This is a genomic window from Nonomuraea insulae, assembly GCF_042656245.1.
Genome location: NZ_JBHSPA010000048.1, coordinates 40,071 through 54,452 on the forward strand (window position 1 = coordinate 40,071; position 14,382 = coordinate 54,452).

14 protein-coding genes are annotated in these 14,382 nt (G+C 71.6%); 8 read left to right on the forward strand and 6 right to left on the reverse strand.

Features of this window, described 5'->3' with window-relative positions:
* Nucleotides 1-53: 53 nt before the first annotated feature.
* From ACFPZ3_RS38450 to ACFPZ3_RS38465, 4 genes are all read left to right on the forward strand, one after another.
* Nucleotides 54-1,454 (forward strand): FAD-binding oxidoreductase, encoded by a 1,401-nt coding sequence (locus ACFPZ3_RS38450; protein WP_379519272.1) that lies wholly within the window; start codon nucleotides 54-56, stop codon nucleotides 1,452-1,454.
* 79 nt (nucleotides 1,455-1,533) lie between these two features.
* A complete protein-coding gene (locus ACFPZ3_RS38455; RefSeq protein ID WP_379519273.1) occupies nucleotides 1,534-3,105 on the forward strand; it encodes an MFS transporter in 1,572 nt (523 codons plus the stop codon).
* Nucleotides 3,106-3,131: 26 nt separating this feature from the next.
* Complete coding sequence (locus ACFPZ3_RS38460) at nucleotides 3,132-4,262, forward strand: FAD-dependent monooxygenase (protein WP_379519274.1); 1,131 nt, start codon at nucleotides 3,132-3,134, stop codon at nucleotides 4,260-4,262.
* Nucleotides 4,263-4,478: 216 nt separating this feature from the next.
* Nucleotides 4,479-5,516, forward strand: a complete 1,038-nt coding sequence (locus ACFPZ3_RS38465) for a fatty acid desaturase family protein (protein ID WP_379519275.1) — start codon at nucleotides 4,479-4,481, stop codon at nucleotides 5,514-5,516.
* On the opposite strand, the gene ACFPZ3_RS38470 is transcribed toward ACFPZ3_RS38465, so the two are convergent.
* Nucleotides 5,506-5,784: a hypothetical protein gene (locus ACFPZ3_RS38470; protein ID WP_379519276.1), complete on the reverse strand. Its 279-nt coding sequence runs from the start codon at nucleotides 5,782-5,784 to the stop codon at nucleotides 5,506-5,508. The genes ACFPZ3_RS38465 and ACFPZ3_RS38470 overlap by 11 nt on opposite strands.
* A gap of 84 nt (nucleotides 5,785-5,868) precedes the next feature.
* Here ACFPZ3_RS38470 and ACFPZ3_RS38475 point away from each other — a divergent pair, with 84 nt between their 5' ends.
* From ACFPZ3_RS38475 to ACFPZ3_RS38485, 3 genes are all read left to right on the forward strand, one after another.
* Nucleotides 5,869-6,414, forward strand: coding sequence for a hypothetical protein (locus ACFPZ3_RS38475; RefSeq protein WP_379519277.1), 546 nt, complete (start codon nucleotides 5,869-5,871; stop codon nucleotides 6,412-6,414).
* Between the two features lie 82 nt (nucleotides 6,415-6,496).
* Nucleotides 6,497-7,081 carry a copper resistance CopC family protein gene (locus ACFPZ3_RS38480; protein WP_379519278.1) on the forward strand — a complete coding sequence of 195 codons (585 nt, stop codon included), beginning with the start codon at nucleotides 6,497-6,499 and terminating at the stop codon, nucleotides 7,079-7,081.
* Nucleotides 7,071-8,069, forward strand: a complete 999-nt coding sequence (locus ACFPZ3_RS38485; protein ID WP_379519279.1) for a hypothetical protein — start codon at nucleotides 7,071-7,073, stop codon at nucleotides 8,067-8,069. Before ACFPZ3_RS38480 ends, ACFPZ3_RS38485 begins: the two co-directional genes overlap by 11 nt.
* A gap of 118 nt (nucleotides 8,070-8,187) precedes the next feature.
* Here the strand turns inward: ACFPZ3_RS38485 and ACFPZ3_RS38490 are convergent, their stop codons facing one another.
* Nucleotides 8,188-9,156, reverse strand: coding sequence for an aldo/keto reductase (locus tag ACFPZ3_RS38490; protein ID WP_379519280.1), 969 nt, complete (start codon nucleotides 9,154-9,156; stop codon nucleotides 8,188-8,190).
* Between the two features lie 11 nt (nucleotides 9,157-9,167).
* On the reverse strand, nucleotides 9,168-9,743 hold the full coding sequence (locus ACFPZ3_RS38495; protein ID WP_379519281.1) for an NADPH-dependent FMN reductase: 576 nt from the start codon (nucleotides 9,741-9,743) through the stop codon (nucleotides 9,168-9,170).
* A gap of 124 nt (nucleotides 9,744-9,867) precedes the next feature.
* On the opposite strand from ACFPZ3_RS38495, the gene ACFPZ3_RS38500 reads away from it, so the two are divergent.
* A complete protein-coding gene (locus ACFPZ3_RS38500; RefSeq protein ID WP_379519282.1) occupies nucleotides 9,868-10,725 on the forward strand; it encodes a helix-turn-helix domain-containing protein in 858 nt (285 codons plus the stop codon).
* 32 nt (nucleotides 10,726-10,757) lie between these two features.
* Here the strand turns inward: ACFPZ3_RS38500 and ACFPZ3_RS38505 are convergent, their stop codons facing one another.
* Genes ACFPZ3_RS38505 through ACFPZ3_RS38515 form a run of 3 tightly spaced genes read right to left on the reverse strand, consistent with a single transcriptional unit; the run spans nucleotide 10,758 to nucleotide 14,363 of the window.
* Entirely contained in the window at nucleotides 10,758-12,623 is a 1,866-nt protein-coding gene (locus ACFPZ3_RS38505) for a hypothetical protein (RefSeq protein WP_379519283.1), read from the reverse strand.
* Nucleotides 12,624-12,660: 37 nt separating this feature from the next.
* Nucleotides 12,661-13,254 carry a pentapeptide repeat-containing protein gene (locus ACFPZ3_RS38510; protein WP_379519284.1) on the reverse strand — a complete coding sequence of 198 codons (594 nt, stop codon included), beginning with the start codon at nucleotides 13,252-13,254 and terminating at the stop codon, nucleotides 12,661-12,663.
* A gap of 23 nt (nucleotides 13,255-13,277) precedes the next feature.
* Nucleotides 13,278-14,363: a cation:proton antiporter gene (locus tag ACFPZ3_RS38515; protein ID WP_465263582.1), complete on the reverse strand. Its 1,086-nt coding sequence runs from the start codon at nucleotides 14,361-14,363 to the stop codon at nucleotides 13,278-13,280.
* Nucleotides 14,364-14,382: the final 19 nt, after the last annotated feature.

Consider the following 14,382-nt stretch of genomic DNA (forward strand, 5'->3'; position numbering starts at 1 on the left):
GCTCCCCTGACCGACGGAGCCGGAAGAGCGAATCGCACCGAATGAGGAGAGCCATGCAGGACCTATCGCGACCGGAGCTGAGGTCGCGTGATGTCGGGGGCCACCAGCCGCGCACCGTGGCGGGCATCGAAACGCCGCGCACCCTCGACGAGGTACGCGCACTCGTACGGCAGGCCATGGCCGCCAAGCTCCGCCTGTACCCGATCAGCACCGGCAGGAACTGGGGCATGGGCTCGGCCATGCCGATCACCGACGACAACCTGGTCGTCGACCTCGGCGGCATGAACCGCGTACGCAGCCTCGACCTGGAGGCCGGGTTCGCCGTCATCGAGCCGGGCGTCACCCAGCGCCAGCTCGCCGCCGTGCTGCGGGACACCCCGTGGATGCTCAACGTCACCGCCTCGTGCGCCGACACCTCCGTGGTCGGCAACGCCCTCGACCGCGGCGACGGCTGCATCCGCTCCCGCGTCCACGACCTGGCCGGGCTCGAAGCCGTGCTGGCCGACGGCAGCGTGGTCACCACCGGCGGGCTCGACCCGGCGGGCCGCTACCACGGCCGGGTCGCCGGACCCGACCTGACGCCCGCGTTCGTCCAGCACAACCTGGGCATCGTCACCGCCATGGCGGTGTCGCTGGTGCCGCGGCCGCAGACCATCGGGCTCGTGCACGGCCGGATGCCGCGCGACCAGGTCGGCGTGGCGCTCGGCGCGGTCAGCGGCTTCCTGCGCGGCGGCAACCCGGCCGACGGGCTGCTGCGCGTACGCGAGCTTTCACTGGCCCCCAGCGGTGGGGACTGGATGTTGCCGGCCGGCGTCGACCCGAGCCTGTTCACCATCCTCGGCCCGCTCATGGGCAGCGACGCCACCGTGGAACTGGCCGAGGAACTGCTGCGCAAGGCCCTCATCGAGGTCGAGGGCGCCGAGGCGCTGCGCGTGATGGACGCGGCCGAGGTCGGCCCCGACGACCCGCTCTACTCCAGGGCGCTCATGGCGCAGGGCATCCCCACCTGCCGCGGCGTGCACAACGCGCTCGGCGTGACCTCCTGCGCCCAGATCGACGAGGGCGCGATGGGGTTCCTGGCGCTGCTGCCGCTGATGCCGATGCACGCCCGCAAGACCGACCAGCTCCTGGCCGCCCTCCAGACGGCCGTGGACGCCCACAGCACCGCCCTGATGGTCGAGTGGAACCTCGTCGGCAAGCACCTGGCCAACGGCGTCATCCAGATCTTCTTCGACCGCGGCACACCCGACGCGGCCCACCGCGCGCACCAGCTCCGCAACGACGGCAACTGCCTGCTGCGCGGGAACGGCTGCGCCATCTACCGATCCGACATCGATCACGCCGCCGCCGACGTCTGGTCGGAGACCAGCACCGCCGGCCTCGGCATGTTGCACCGGCTCAAGACGGCGCTCGACCCGGACGGCCTGCTCTCGCCCGGCCGGTACGGCGCCTGAACCCCTCGACCACCGCCGCGCGCACAGCCGGAGCGTGCCCGGGGCGGGAACGGACCGACGCTTTACTTGGAGGGACCACGTGCGTTCGTCACCAGCGGTCGTCAGGACGACCGGCGCGGGCCGGCGTCACGGAGTGATGCTGCGCCTGGTCGGTGCCGGTGTCATGTTGACGGTGATGGCCGACACCACGGCCACCACCCTGGCAGTGGGAGTGATGCGCTACACGCCCGCCGGCGCCGGCATGCCGCTGGGTGACCTGGTCTGGCTGACCAGCGCGGCGTTCATCCCCATCGCGGCCCTGCTGGCCACCGCGGGCCGCTGGGCCGACCTGTTCGGCCGCCGCCGCGTGCTGGCGGTCGGGCTCGTGGTGTTCGTGCTCGGCGGCATCGCCACCGTCACCGTCGAACCCTGGTCGTACGTGCTGGCCGCACGCGCGGTCCAGGGCGCGGGTGCCGCGGCGATGATCCCGGCCAGCCTCGGGCTGCTGCTCGGGGAGTTGCCGGAGTCGCAGCGGCGCGGCGCCATCGCGATGTGGAGCTCCGCCTCCGGGCTCGGCTGCCTGCTCATGCAGGCGGGCGGCGGCTGGCTGGCCGCCACCGTCGGCTGGCGCTCGCTGTTCGTCCCCGACGTGGTCATCGGGATAGCGCTGCTGATCGCCTGTGTCGGGCTGCCCTCGGGCAAGCGCGCCCCCGCCAAGGGCGTGCCGGACGTGCTCGGCGCCTGGCTGCTGGCCGCCGGGATCGCGGTGATCGTGCTGGCCATCTCCAAGGCCATGGCCTGGGGCATGGACGTGGTGTGGCTGGCCCTGGCGGCGCTGGCCCTGCTGGGCGGCGCGCTCGCGCAGGCCAGGCACCACCGCCTGCCGGCCATCGACCTGGCCCTGTGGCGGCGGCCCAGATTCGTCTGGGGCTGGCTGGCCACCTGGGGCTTCGGCGCGCTGTCGTACGGGCTGCTGACCGTGCAGCCGCTGTATCTGCTGCACCTCGGCTACCCCATGCTCGAAGTGGCGATGTGGCTGACCCCCACGTCGGTGGCCGTCGTCGTCACGAGCTTCCTGGCCGGGCGCATCGTGAAGCGGGTCGGCGCGTACGGCCTCATCTACGCCGGCTCCCTGCTCTGCGGCGGCGCCTGCGTGCTCGTCCTCACCCAAGCGGGACCCACCGTGTGGGGCCTGATCGCCAGTGTCGTGGTCGGAGTCGGGGTCGGCGCGCTCGCTCCCGGCACCTCCGTCGCCACCACCCTGGCCGCCCGCCCCCACCAGTACGCCTCCGCCGTCGGCGCGGCCACCATGGCCCGCATGGTCGGCGGGGCGGTCGGCGTCGCCGTCGTGTCGGTCGTGATCGACCACCCGTTCATGACCGGGCCCTTCGCGGGCCTGGCCGGAGCGCTCGCGATGTGCGTGGCCATCTCGGTGCTGATCGGAGCACTGGCCCTGACCAAGATCACCCGGCTACGGCCGGACCCGGGTGACGTGATGATCAAAGTACCGCGCCGGATGCTGCTCGAGCTGCGCATGACCCTCGCCACCGTGGCAGCCGAGGCCGACGCGCTGCTGCCAGTCGAGACCCGCACACCCCCCACGGACCACATCCCGCGGCAGCGGGCGGCCGAACCCGGTCCGCTCGCCGGCACCCGCGGGCCTACGAACTAGTTCAACCTTTCGAAAGGGCTCTCGTCATGGCAACCACATCCTGCGACGTAGCCATCGTCGGCGCCGGGCTCGGCGGATGTTTCCTGGCCTTACTCCTGGGCCGCCGCGGCCGTCACGTCGTCGTCATCGAGCAGGGAGCGTCAGTCCCCAGTGCGGGCGCCGACTTCCTCAAGCCCCCTGGGCTGCGGGTGCTGGCCCGTCACGGACTGGCGGACCTCGTCGGACGCCATGGCCTCAGGCGCGACACCATCCGCTACTACCACGACGGCGACCCCATCCAGGAATGCCGCTTCCCCGACGGCGGCTTCGTCATCCGTCCCTACCGGGAACTGGTCGAGCTCATCTACACCTCCTGCGGGATGGAGGGCGTCGAGTTCTGGTTCGACGCCAGCATCGCCGACATCGCCATGGGGGACGGGGAAGCAGATGGACAGGTGGAGGAGCTGACGCTCTCCGACGGGCGGCGGCTGAAGGCCGGCGTCGTCATCGGCGCCGACGGCACCAAGTCGGCGATCCGCCAGGCACTCGGCATCGAACAACGCACCATGCCGTACGAAAGGCTGCTCATGCGGGTGGCCACCGTGCCGCTGAGCGCCAGCATCGCCCGGCTCAACCGGCTCTACTTCAGCTCCGACGGCTGGCTCACCTACCTCTACCCGATCAACAGGGACCAGGCCAGGGTGTTCGTCGGCCTGCCCCCCGAGGACGACAGGGAGGTCTTCCAGGACGGCATCCCGACGCTGATCGACGAGCTGAAGAAGTTCGTCACCGACAGCTCCGACGCCTTCAACTCCCTGCAGGGCGCCACCTGGCAGCGGATCAAGGTCTCCTCGCTGCGGGTGGAGGCCTACCACAAGGGGAACGCCGCGCTGCTCGGCTCGGCCGCGTTCGCCTGCCACCCGATGACCGGCATGGGCATGAGCTACACGATGCACGACGCCGAGATCCTGGCCGACGTCATCTGCGCCGCCGATGGCGACCCCGGACTGCTGGACCGGCTGCTCCAGGCCCGCTACGAGCCCCGCAAGGACGTCCACCGCCAGCTCATCGACTACGGCGACGCGCTGGCCTCGAGCTTCCGCGACCGGGCGGCGTACCTGGCCGCCTTCCGCCCCGACCTGCACGTCTACGGGGAGACCGCCGCCGAACGGACCTGAGCCGGCGCCCCCGCCGCCCGCCATTCCCCACCAGGTGAGGTCCTCCAGTGCCACGCTGAGTGCGATGGCGGCCCGATCACCAGGCGGCGGGGGCGTCCACGGGGGGGTGGGGCTGGCACTACCAAGAAGCCGGGTGACAGCGGGGGTCCGGGCGACGGCCGATTCTCGCGATGCTGATGAGCGTAGGAAATTCGCCCCTCGGCATCGGAGACGAATGTGACTGTGGCAGAGACCTCCCACCCGGCCTCGGTACAGCGGGGGAGTGACTTCGCGAAGCTGTCGCGGCGCATCGCCCAGGAGGGGCTGCTCGACAAGCGGCCCGGCTACTACGTCGTCAGGATCGGCCTGGTGGCCGCCCTGTTCGCGGGCACCTGGGCGTTGTTCGCCGCCATCGGGGACTCCTGGTGGCAACTGCCTGTCGCGGTGCTGCTGGCGGTGGCCTTCGCGCAGGTCACGCTGCTGGCCCACGACCTGGCGCACGGGCAGATCTTCCGGTCGCGGCGCACCAGCAGGATCGCCGGGCTGTTCGCGGGCAACCTGGCCGTCGGGCTCAGCTACGGCTGGTGGATGGACAAGCACACCCGTCACCACGCCAACCCCAACCACGAGGAGCACGACCCTGACGTCGCTCCCGACGTCCTGCTCTGGTCGGAGCGGCAGGTCGAGGTCAGCCGGGGGATTCCCCGCTTCATCGGGCGCTGGCAGGCGTTCCTGTTCTTCCCCATGCTCACGCTCGAAGGGCTGAACCTGAAGGTGTCCAGCTTCCGGGCGCTGCGCAGGACGTCGCTCAAGGGCAGGAAGACCGAGGGCCTGCTGCTGTCGGCGCACGTGCTGGCGTATATGGGGGCGGTGTTCCTGGTGCTGCCGCTGCCCAAGGCGCTGCTGTTCCTCGTCGTGCACCAGGCCTGCTACGGCATCTACCTCGGCTGCACCTTCGCCCCGAACCACAAGGGCATGCCCGTGCTGACCTCCGAGGACGAGCTGGACTACCTGCGCCGCCAGGTCCTGACCTCCCGCAACGTGCGCGGCGGGCACTTCGTCAACACCGCGCTCGGCGGCCTGAACTTCCAGATCGAGCACCACCTGTTCCCCAGCATGCCCACCGCGAACCTGCGCAGGGCACAGCCCATCGTGCGGGACTACTGCGCCTCGCTCGGCGTCGACTACGTCGAATGCGGCCTGCTGGAGTCATGGGGGCAGGCGCTGCGCCACCTGCACGAGGTGGGCCGGCCGCTGCGCCAGGTCAGGACGTGACGACCAGTTCCAAGCCGTTGAAGTCCTCCCTGACCTGATGCCCGGCGTCGGCCAGGATCGTGCGGAGCGCGAGCTGGACCGCGTCGCGGATGGTCGAGTATTTGACCAGCCGCTCGGCCGAGGCGCCCCAGGTGATGACCACCCCGCGCGTGGGATCGTGCCACACGCCCAGCCCGCCGTCGGCGGACATGGGCGTCGGCTCGATGATGAAGCCGGCGTTCGTCAGCTCCCGGCGGACCAGCTGCTCAAGGTCCTCGCCAGTGCTCATGACGATGTCCATCAGAGTCCGCTGCCCCCACACACGCGTTCCGAACCTCCGGAAGCCCGCGAACTGTGTGGAAAGATGTCTGCTGTGTCCGCTGCCTCATCGGTGCTGCGTCTGTCAAGGGCCGTCGTGTTCGCGACGGTCTGCGGCGCGGTTTCGGCCGGTGGGCACGCGCTGGCGGGCGGCGGGCTGGTGCCCTTCCCGGTCTTTCTGGCCGGGGTGCTGGCCGCGTTCGGGCTGGCGTACCTGATCGACGGGCGGGAGCGCGGCCTCATGGCCGTGCTGGCCGCGACCGTGAGCACCCAGACGGTGTTGCACCAGCTCTTCGAGCGCCTGGCCCCCGGCGAGGGGGCCGGGCCCGCGCACGGGCATCCGGCCTCCGGGATGGTGCTGGTCCACCTCACGGTGGCGGTGCTGACGGCGTGGTGGCTGCATCGCGGTGAGTGCGCGTTGTGGTTGATGATCCGCCTGTACGCCACCCCCGTGCCACGGCTGCTCCTCCCCATGGGGCCGGTCGCCGGAGTGGAACCGCCGCTCCGGCGGCCCGCGACGCCCGGTCCGCCCCCGCGCTCAGGCAGGACCGTCCCCGGCACGATCAGCAGGAGAGGGCCGCCGGCGATGGCGCGTCACTGACGCCGCCTCCGCCGCCCTTGCCTGTCTCCGGACGCCGGCGCCCTGGGCGCGGTCGTCCGGAAGATCATTCTGGAGACCCATCATGAGATTCCTGCCGCGACACCTTCGTACGACGGCGCTGGCCGCGCTCTCCTGCGCCCTTTTCCTGACATTTCCCGCTTCGCCGGCCTTTGCCCATGACGCGCTCAAGCGCAGCTCGCCTGCGAAGAACGCCGAGCTCTCCTCGCTCAAGGAGGTCGAGCTCGAATACAGCGCGGGCGTCAAGTTCCCGTTCGTCGTGCTCCACGACACGGCCGGGAAAGAGGTCGCGCTGGGCAAGCCCGAGCTCGACGGGCCCCTGGTCGCCGCCGAGGTGCCCCAGCCGCTCGCGCCAGGCGCGTACGTGATCGCCTGGCGTGTCGTCTCCTCCGACGGGCACCCGATCGAGGGCGAGATTCCGTTCAGCGTGAAAGGATCATCTCCGGCGCCCTCGCCCACCGGCGGGGCGGTCGATGTGGCCACGCTCGCCGCGGAGCCTTCCGCGGCGGCCGGTGAGGCCCAGGCGGCGGCGCCGGGTGTGCCGGCGTGGATCTGGGGCGGGCTGGCGGTGCTTGTCGTAGTGGGGGCTTTCGTCCTGTTGAGGACCGGGCGTCGCCGCCCGGATCGGGGAGAAGCGGATGCGGATTGAGCAGGCCAGGCGGGTCGCGCGGCAGTGGGTGCGCGAGGAGGGCACCGCGCTGCCGGGGTTCGGCGGGGCGTTCCTGACCGGGTCGGCGTTGTGGGCCGACTCGGGTGCCGAGCTGTCCCCGGCGTCGGACGTGGACGTCATGATCGTCGCGGAGCCCGCCGCCCAGCTCGGCCATATCGGGAAATTTCGCTATAAAGAGGTGCTGCTGGAGGTCTCCTCCATGACCGGGTTCGGCTCCACCCACGAGGTGCTGAGCGACTACCACCTGGCCGGCAGCTTCCACCTCCCCTGCGTGCTCGCCGACCCGTCGGGGCGGCTGACCGAACTTCAGCGGGTGGTCGCCCGCGACTTCGCGGAACGGCCCTGGATCCTGGCCCGCTGCACCAACGCCATGGACCGGGTGCGCGGCTGGATCAACGGCATGGACGAGACCGCGCCGCTGCCCGACCAGGTCACCTCGTGGTTGTTCGGCACGGGGGTGATGACGCACGTGCTGCTGGTGGCCGCCCTGCGCAACCCCACGGTCCGCCGCCGGTACGCCGACGTCCGCGAGGTGCTCGCCGTGCACGGGCGGCTGGAGTTCCACGAGGGCCTGCTCGACCTGCTCGGCTGCGGCGACCTCACCGTCGCCCGGGTCGAACGGCACCTGGCCGCGCTGGAGAAGGCGTTCGACGCGGCCGCCACGGAGACGGTGCCCTCCTACCGGTTCGACTCCGACATCAGCGCCGTGGCCCGGCCGTCCGCCATCGACGGGAGCAGGGAGCTCATCGCCCAGGGGCTGCACAGGGAGGCCGTCTTCTGGATGGTCGCCACCTACGCCCGGTGCCTGAGCAAGCGTGCGATGGCAGGCCATCGCGGTTACGAGAGCGGCTTCCGCGAACTGCTGGCGGACCTGGGGGCCGAGACGTTCACCGAGCGGCGGCGCCGCGGGGACCGGGTCCTGGCGGCGCTGCCGGGGCTGTGGCAGACGGCCATGGCGCTGTGCTGAGCCCTCTCGCCTGAACCCGCGATGTCTGGCCCGCGACGTCTGGTCCGCGCTGTCTGGTCCGCCCTGTCTGGCCTGCCCTGTTGGGCACACCTTTGCCGGGGCCGCTCGGCCGGGACCCTCAGCGGCCGTCGAGGCGGGGCAGGTCGTCGCCGTAGATGTCCGGGCTGGCGTCCACCGCGTCGACGAAGTCACGCGGGAAGCCCAGCTCGAACTCCACGGCCGACTCCAGCCGCCGCACCGCCTCCTCGGGCAGCTCCAGATCCGTGGCCGCCAGGTTCTCCTTGAGCTGCCCGGTGGTGCTCGCACCGACGAGGGGGTGCACGCCGCCTCGCAGCGCCCACGCGATCGCGACCTGCGCGGCCGTGGCGCCCAGCTCGCCGGCCACCTCCGCCAGGGCCAGCACCATCGCGCGCTCCCGCTCGCCGAGCGAGTCGGCCCGCACCCGCCTCGCCCCGGGCCCGGCGAGCACGCCGTGCCCGAGCACGCTCCACGCCGCCACGCTCATCCCGAGCGCCCGCGCCATCGGCAGCAGCTCCCGCTCCACGTCCCGCTGGAGCAGGCTGTAGGGCACCTGCAACCCCGCGAACGGCGTCCACTCCCGCCACTCGGCCAGCGTGTTGGCCCGGCTCGCCACCCACGCGGGCGCGTCGGACAGGCCCACGTAGAGCACCTTCCCCGAGCGCACCGCGTCGTCCAGCGCCCGCATCGTCTCCTCGATCGGCGTGTGCCGGTCCCAGACGTGCACCCAGAACAGGTCGATGTAGTCGGTACGCAACCGGCGCAGGCTCTGCTCCAGCGACAGGGTGAGGTTCTTGCGGTGGTTGCCCGCCGCGTTCAGGTCGGTGCGGTCGCGGGTGGGGGTGTACTTCGTGCCCAGGACGAAACGGTCACGGCGGCCCTGGAGGAGCTCGCCGACCACGCTCTCGCTCTCGCCGTACATGGAGGCGGTGTCCACCACGTTGCCCCCGGCCTCGGCGTACAGGTCGAGGACGCGCCGCACCTCCGGCGACGCCTCGCCGTAGCCCATCGTGCCCAGGAACAGCTCGGAGACCCTCAGCCCGGTACGGCCCAGCAGACGGTAACGCATCAGCTCACCCCTCAAGCCTGGTAGGGAGTCGTGAGCCTGGCCGCCGCCAAGGCGCCGCTCCACCAGCCGAGCTGGTCCAGCAGCGCCTTGGCCGCCGCCTCGGGACCCGTCGCGTCCTCCAGCAGCCGGCCGTCGGCGTCGAACCGGGTCCAGTGCTGGTCGAAGCTGATCCAGTTGCGGATCGTCACCGCGTGCAGCTCGGCGAACACCGGCCGCAGGTGCTCGATCGCGCGCACCCCGCCGCCGTAGCCGCCGTAGGAGACGAACGCCACCGGCTTGGCCTGCCACTGCGTCGCGTGCCAGTCGATGGCGTGCTTGAGCGAGGCGGGGAAGCTGTGGTTGTACTCGGGCGTCACCACCACGAACGCGTCCGCCTCCGCCAGCCGCCCGGCCAGCCGCCGCTGCTCCTCGGAGCGCCCGTCCACGTCGAGCAACGCCGTCAGCCCGGAGGGCAACGCGGTCGGCAGGGGCGTGTCCGCCAGGTCGATGACGTCCAGGTCGAACGCGCCGTGCATGGTGGCCTGCTCCGTGAACCACCGGGTGATGGCGGGGCCGTACCGTCCTTCGCGGACGCTGGCTGTGATCACTGCCAATCTCATGTTCGTCATGGATGCCAACCTGCCGGGCCTCGGCCGCGATAGGAAGGCCGGGCGGAGACTGGCCTTGGGAGGGCCACGATAAGGTCCTGGCGCGGCCCGTACACTCGGGACGGTGAGCGACAACGAGTTGGGCGCCTACCTGCGCGCCCGCCGCGAGGCACTCAAGCCCGCCGACGTCGGCCTGCCCGACGGCAGCCGGCGGCGCACGCCCGGCCTGCGCAGGTCGGAGCTGGCCACCGTGGCCGGGGTGAGCGTCGAATACCTGACCCGGCTGGAGCAGGGCCGTGACCGCAATCCGTCGATCCAGGTGCTCGTGTCGCTCGCCGAGGCCCTGCGCCTGGCGCCCGAGGAGCGCATGCACCTGCGCCATCTGGCCAAGCTGAGCAACGGCGGCATCGACCTGTGCCCGTCCGCCGGGTTCGCGCCCTCGCGCACCGTGCGGCCCACCGTGCGCGCGCTGCTCGACCAGCTCGAACCGGCGCCCGCCGCGCTGGTCAACCGGCTCGGCGAGGTGATCGCGCACACCATGGGGTTCGAGCGCCTCTTCGGCCCCATCGGGCTGCTGGAGGGGGAGGAGCCCAACCTGAACCGCTACGTGTTCGCCGACGTGCGGGCCAGGATCGCCTTCCCCGACTGGGACAAGGTCGCCGACGAGCAGGCCGCCGCGCTCAAGTACGAGGCAGGGACCGACGACCCCTACGCGGGCGAGCTGATCGAGGAGCTCTCCTTCGCGGCAGGCGAGAGCTTCACCGGCCGCCTGTCCGGCCCGCCGGTGCCGCCCCTGATGGCGCCGGTGCAGCGCATGGCGCACCCGGAGGCGGGGGAGCTGCGGCTGACCAGGGAGCCGCTCGACGTGGCCGGGGGCGAGCAGCGCATCGTCGTCTACCTCCCCGCCGACCCCGGCACCGCCGACGCCCTCGACCGCCTGGCCGGCCGCCACCCCGGCGCCCTGCGAGCGCTGACCGCCTGACGGCTGTCGTCCGGAGGGCGCGGCGACCTCGTTCAGGTGCGGCGCAGGGAGCGGGTCAGGCCGGTGGCGATGGTCGTGGCCAGCACCCAGCCCGCCACGATCAGTCCGTACGCCAGCCACTGCGTCGCCCCTCCCGGGTTGAACGCCCTCTCCTGACCGAACTCGATGATCGGCAGCAGCAGGTCCAGCGTGTACACCACCGGGCTGAACTCCGGCGCCTCCCCTTGCTTCAACGGCGGCGGCGTGACCAGGGAGAACACCAGGGTGCCCAGGGCCAGCAGCGCCAGCAGCCAGCCGGCCGCGCGCAGTGGGCGGAAGCCGTACCCGACGGTGACGTCCTGGAGGTGGCCCCAGGAGCGGGCGTACCACGGCAGGCCGGCGCGGCGCTGCCGCTGGCTGGCCAGGAGCGTGTCGCGGGCGTCGACGTCGCTGCCCAGCCTCCGGTACATCGCGGCGAGCTGCTCGTAGGCGTTCGGCAGGTAGCCGTCGGGGTCGCGGCACAACCAGTCCAGCCGCTCGGCGGCCGGCAGCATGGGGTCGATCACCTCGTACGACAGCCCGTCCATGCGCAGCTCGTCCGGCCACACGTCGGGGCTGTCACGCAGCACCCCGATGCGCGCGTGCCGCAGCTCGACCGTGCCCCGTACCGGCTCGGCGGTGCGCAGCGCCAGCTCCCGCGTCTCCAGCCGCCAGCATTTGAGCGCCACGTCACCGGGCGCCTCCAGCGTGGCGTGGTTGAAGCACACCATGCTGCCGACCTGGGCGTTGGTCAGCCGGATCCGGCCCTGGGCGGAGAAGCCGTCGCACAGGTTGAGCACCTTGCCGACCGTGATGCCGTTGGCCGACAGCGCCGCGCCGCCGGGGTTGACCAGCCGCGCGCCCTCGAAGTGCGCGGGGCCGCTGACGGAGGCGTCGAGCAGGCTTATCTCGCCCTCCGCCGACAGCCCATCGTGCGCCAGCAGGGCGCCGTCCACGACGATGCCGTCGCCCGCCAGCACCAGGCCGCCCGGGTTGCTCAGGTGCGCCCCCTGCAGGTTGAGCGAGCGGCCGATGGTGGCCGACTCCAGCCAGATGATGCCCTCGGTCTCGACCAGCGACATGAACAGGCCGTTCTCGGCGTTCAGCCCGCCACCCCGCACCGCGAGGCCGCCGGGGTTGCGCAGGCGCGAGCCGCGCAGCGTGAGCGGCCCGCCGACCCGCGCGAACCGCAGGCTGATCTCCCCTTCCACCTCCATGTCCCTGGCGAACATGCCCACCTGCACGACCATGTTGGACCCCCCGAACGCCAGCCCGCCAGGGGCCCGCAGGCGGGCGCCGTCGATGTTCACGGCCGCGCCGATCCTGGCCGCGGTCAGGAGGATCTCGCCCTCGCAGCGGAACCCGTCCTGGGCGCGCAGGTTGCTGCCGACGTCGAGGTGCTCGGCGCTGATGGCGGCGCCGTCCGGATTGTCCAGGTGGGCGCCGTTGAGTACGAGGTTGCCGTTGATACGGGCGCTGGGCAGGCGCAGCTCGCCGGTGACGTGGCAGCCGGTCAGCCGCAGGTTGCCCTCGACCTGGATGTTGGAGGCGATCAGGCCGGGCAGGCTGGAGCCGGCGAAACTGAGGAAACGGGTACGGGCCTGGTACAGGTCGGGGGTCCGGTCGAACACGCAGTCCTGGAAGGTGACCGGGAAGTCGATCTCGCCGAACGCCAGGTGCAGCAGCCCCGTGATCCGCGCCCCGGTCAGGCGCAGGCCCGGTTTGTCGGCCGGATCGGCGTATTCGGCGAGCAGCAGGTCCGCCAGCACCTCCGCCCGGATGTCGCGGTCCTGCTCCCCGGAGCGTAATTCGACTTCGTGGCCGCGGGGGAGGGCGGCGGCCACGGCCTGCTCGGACTGCGTGAGTTCGGCGTTTCGCACAAGAACATCCTGGCCTGCGCCGGCGCCGGAGCACGTCCTATTCGCGTACGTCGAACCCCAGGGCGGAGGCCACCACCGTCGCCTGGAACGTGTCGATGACCGCGTCCTTGAGCGTGACCTCGCGCGGATCGAGCGTGCTCAGATCGCTGCCCCGCAGATCGCACTTCGTGAGGTCGGCCTCGCGCAGCCACGCCCCCGACAGGTCGCAGCGCCGCAGCTCGGCGCCCTGCAGCCGGACCCCGGTCAGGTCGGCCTCGCGCAGCCGCACGCCGTACAAGGCGCTGCCGCGCAGGTCCGCGCCGGGCAGCCCGACGTAGGACCAGTCGCCGCCCTCGACCTTCAGCAGCCCGTACGTGCTGGCGGAGAACCTGCTGCCGGTCAGCTTGCAGTTCCTGAACGTGGCGTCGAAGAACGAGCACCGTGAGAACTCACAGTTCAGGAAGCGTGCGTCCTCGTGCACCGACACGTTGAACCGCACGTTCCTGAACTGGCACTCCTCGAAGGAGGAGCCGTGATCGAGCAGCTCGGTCATGTCCACGTCCTGGAACAGCACCCGGTGGTGGTTCTCACCGGAGATCTCCAGGCTGTCCCAGTCCGCGGACCTGATAGTCCTCTCCATTTGCTCAGCCATGCGAACAAACTAGCGGGTCCGGGCTAGGCCCGTTTCGCTATGGCGGTGATGAGAGGCTGCACCAGCTTGGCCGCCAGGGGGCCGAAGGCCGCCAGGATGAGCACGTACGCCGCGGCCAGGGCGCCCAGGTCGGGATGCGCGCCCGCGCCCACCGCCAGACCGGCGATGACGATGTTGAACTCGCCGCGCGGGATGAGCGCGATGCCCGCCCGCGCCTGGCCGGCCTTGGCGATGCCCGCGCGTCTGGCCGCGTACGCGCCGGTGAGGAGCTTGGTGATCATGCTGACCAGGGCCAGCAGCGCGGCCAGGCCCGCCACCGGCAGGATTTTCGCCGGATCGGTCTGGAAGCCGAAGAAGACGAAGAACACCGCCGCGAACAGGTCGCGCAGCGGCGCCAGCAGCGCCTGCGCGTCCTCGGCGAGCTGGCCGGACAGCGCGATGCCCACCAGGAACGCGCCGACGGCCGCGGAGACCTGCAGCTGCTGGGCCAGCCCCGCCACCAGCAGGGCCAGGCCGACCACCTTGAGCAGCAGCACCTCGTTGTTGGGGCTGGACACGAACGCCTCGATGAAGCGCCCGAACCGCAGCGCCACCACCAGCACCACGCTCACGGTCAGCAACGCGATGCCCACCGAGATCGCCCCGCTGAGCAGGCTCAGCCCCGCGAGCATGGTGGTGAGGACCGGCAGATAGATCGCCATCGTCAGGTCCTCGAACACCAGCAGCGACAGGACTGTCGGCGTTTCCCTGTTACCGATCCACCCCAGGTCGGACAGCACCTTGGCGGTGATCCCCGAAGAGGTGGCGTAGGTGACGCCGGCCATGGCGACCGCCGCCACCGGGCCCCAGCCCAGCAGCAACGCGCAGATGGCGCCGGGGGCGGCGTTGAGCACCAGGTCCACGATGCCCGCCCGCGCGTTGCTGGTCAGGCTCGTGACCAGTTCGTCGGCGTTGTATTCGAGGCCGAGCGTGAGCAGGAGCAGGACCACGCCCAGCTCCGCGCCGACCGAGATGAACTCCTCACTGGTGGCCAGCGGCAGCACGCCGCCGGTACCGAACGCCAGACCGGCGATCAGGTAGAGCGGGATGGGAGAGATTCCGCCGCGCAACGCCAGCGCGCCAAGAACC

Coding starts and splice junctions, on each gene's coding strand:
- ACFPZ3_RS38450 (WP_379519272.1), top strand. CDS start 54: ATGCAGGACCTATCGCGACCGGAGCTGAGGTCGCGTGATGTCGGGGGC.
- ACFPZ3_RS38460 (WP_379519274.1), top strand. CDS start 3,132: ATGGCAACCACATCCTGCGACGTAGCCATCGTCGGCGCCGGGCTCGGC.
- ACFPZ3_RS38470 (WP_379519276.1), bottom strand. CDS start 5,784: ATGAGCACTGGCGAGGACCTTGAGCAGCTGGTCCGCCGGGAGCTGACG.
- ACFPZ3_RS38480 (WP_379519278.1), top strand. CDS start 6,497: ATGAGATTCCTGCCGCGACACCTTCGTACGACGGCGCTGGCCGCGCTC.
- ACFPZ3_RS38485 (WP_379519279.1), top strand. CDS start 7,071: ATGCGGATTGAGCAGGCCAGGCGGGTCGCGCGGCAGTGGGTGCGCGAG.
- ACFPZ3_RS38490 (WP_379519280.1), bottom strand. CDS start 9,156: ATGCGTTACCGTCTGCTGGGCCGTACCGGGCTGAGGGTCTCCGAGCTG.
- ACFPZ3_RS38510 (WP_379519284.1), bottom strand. CDS start 13,254: ATGGCTGAGCAAATGGAGAGGACTATCAGGTCCGCGGACTGGGACAGC.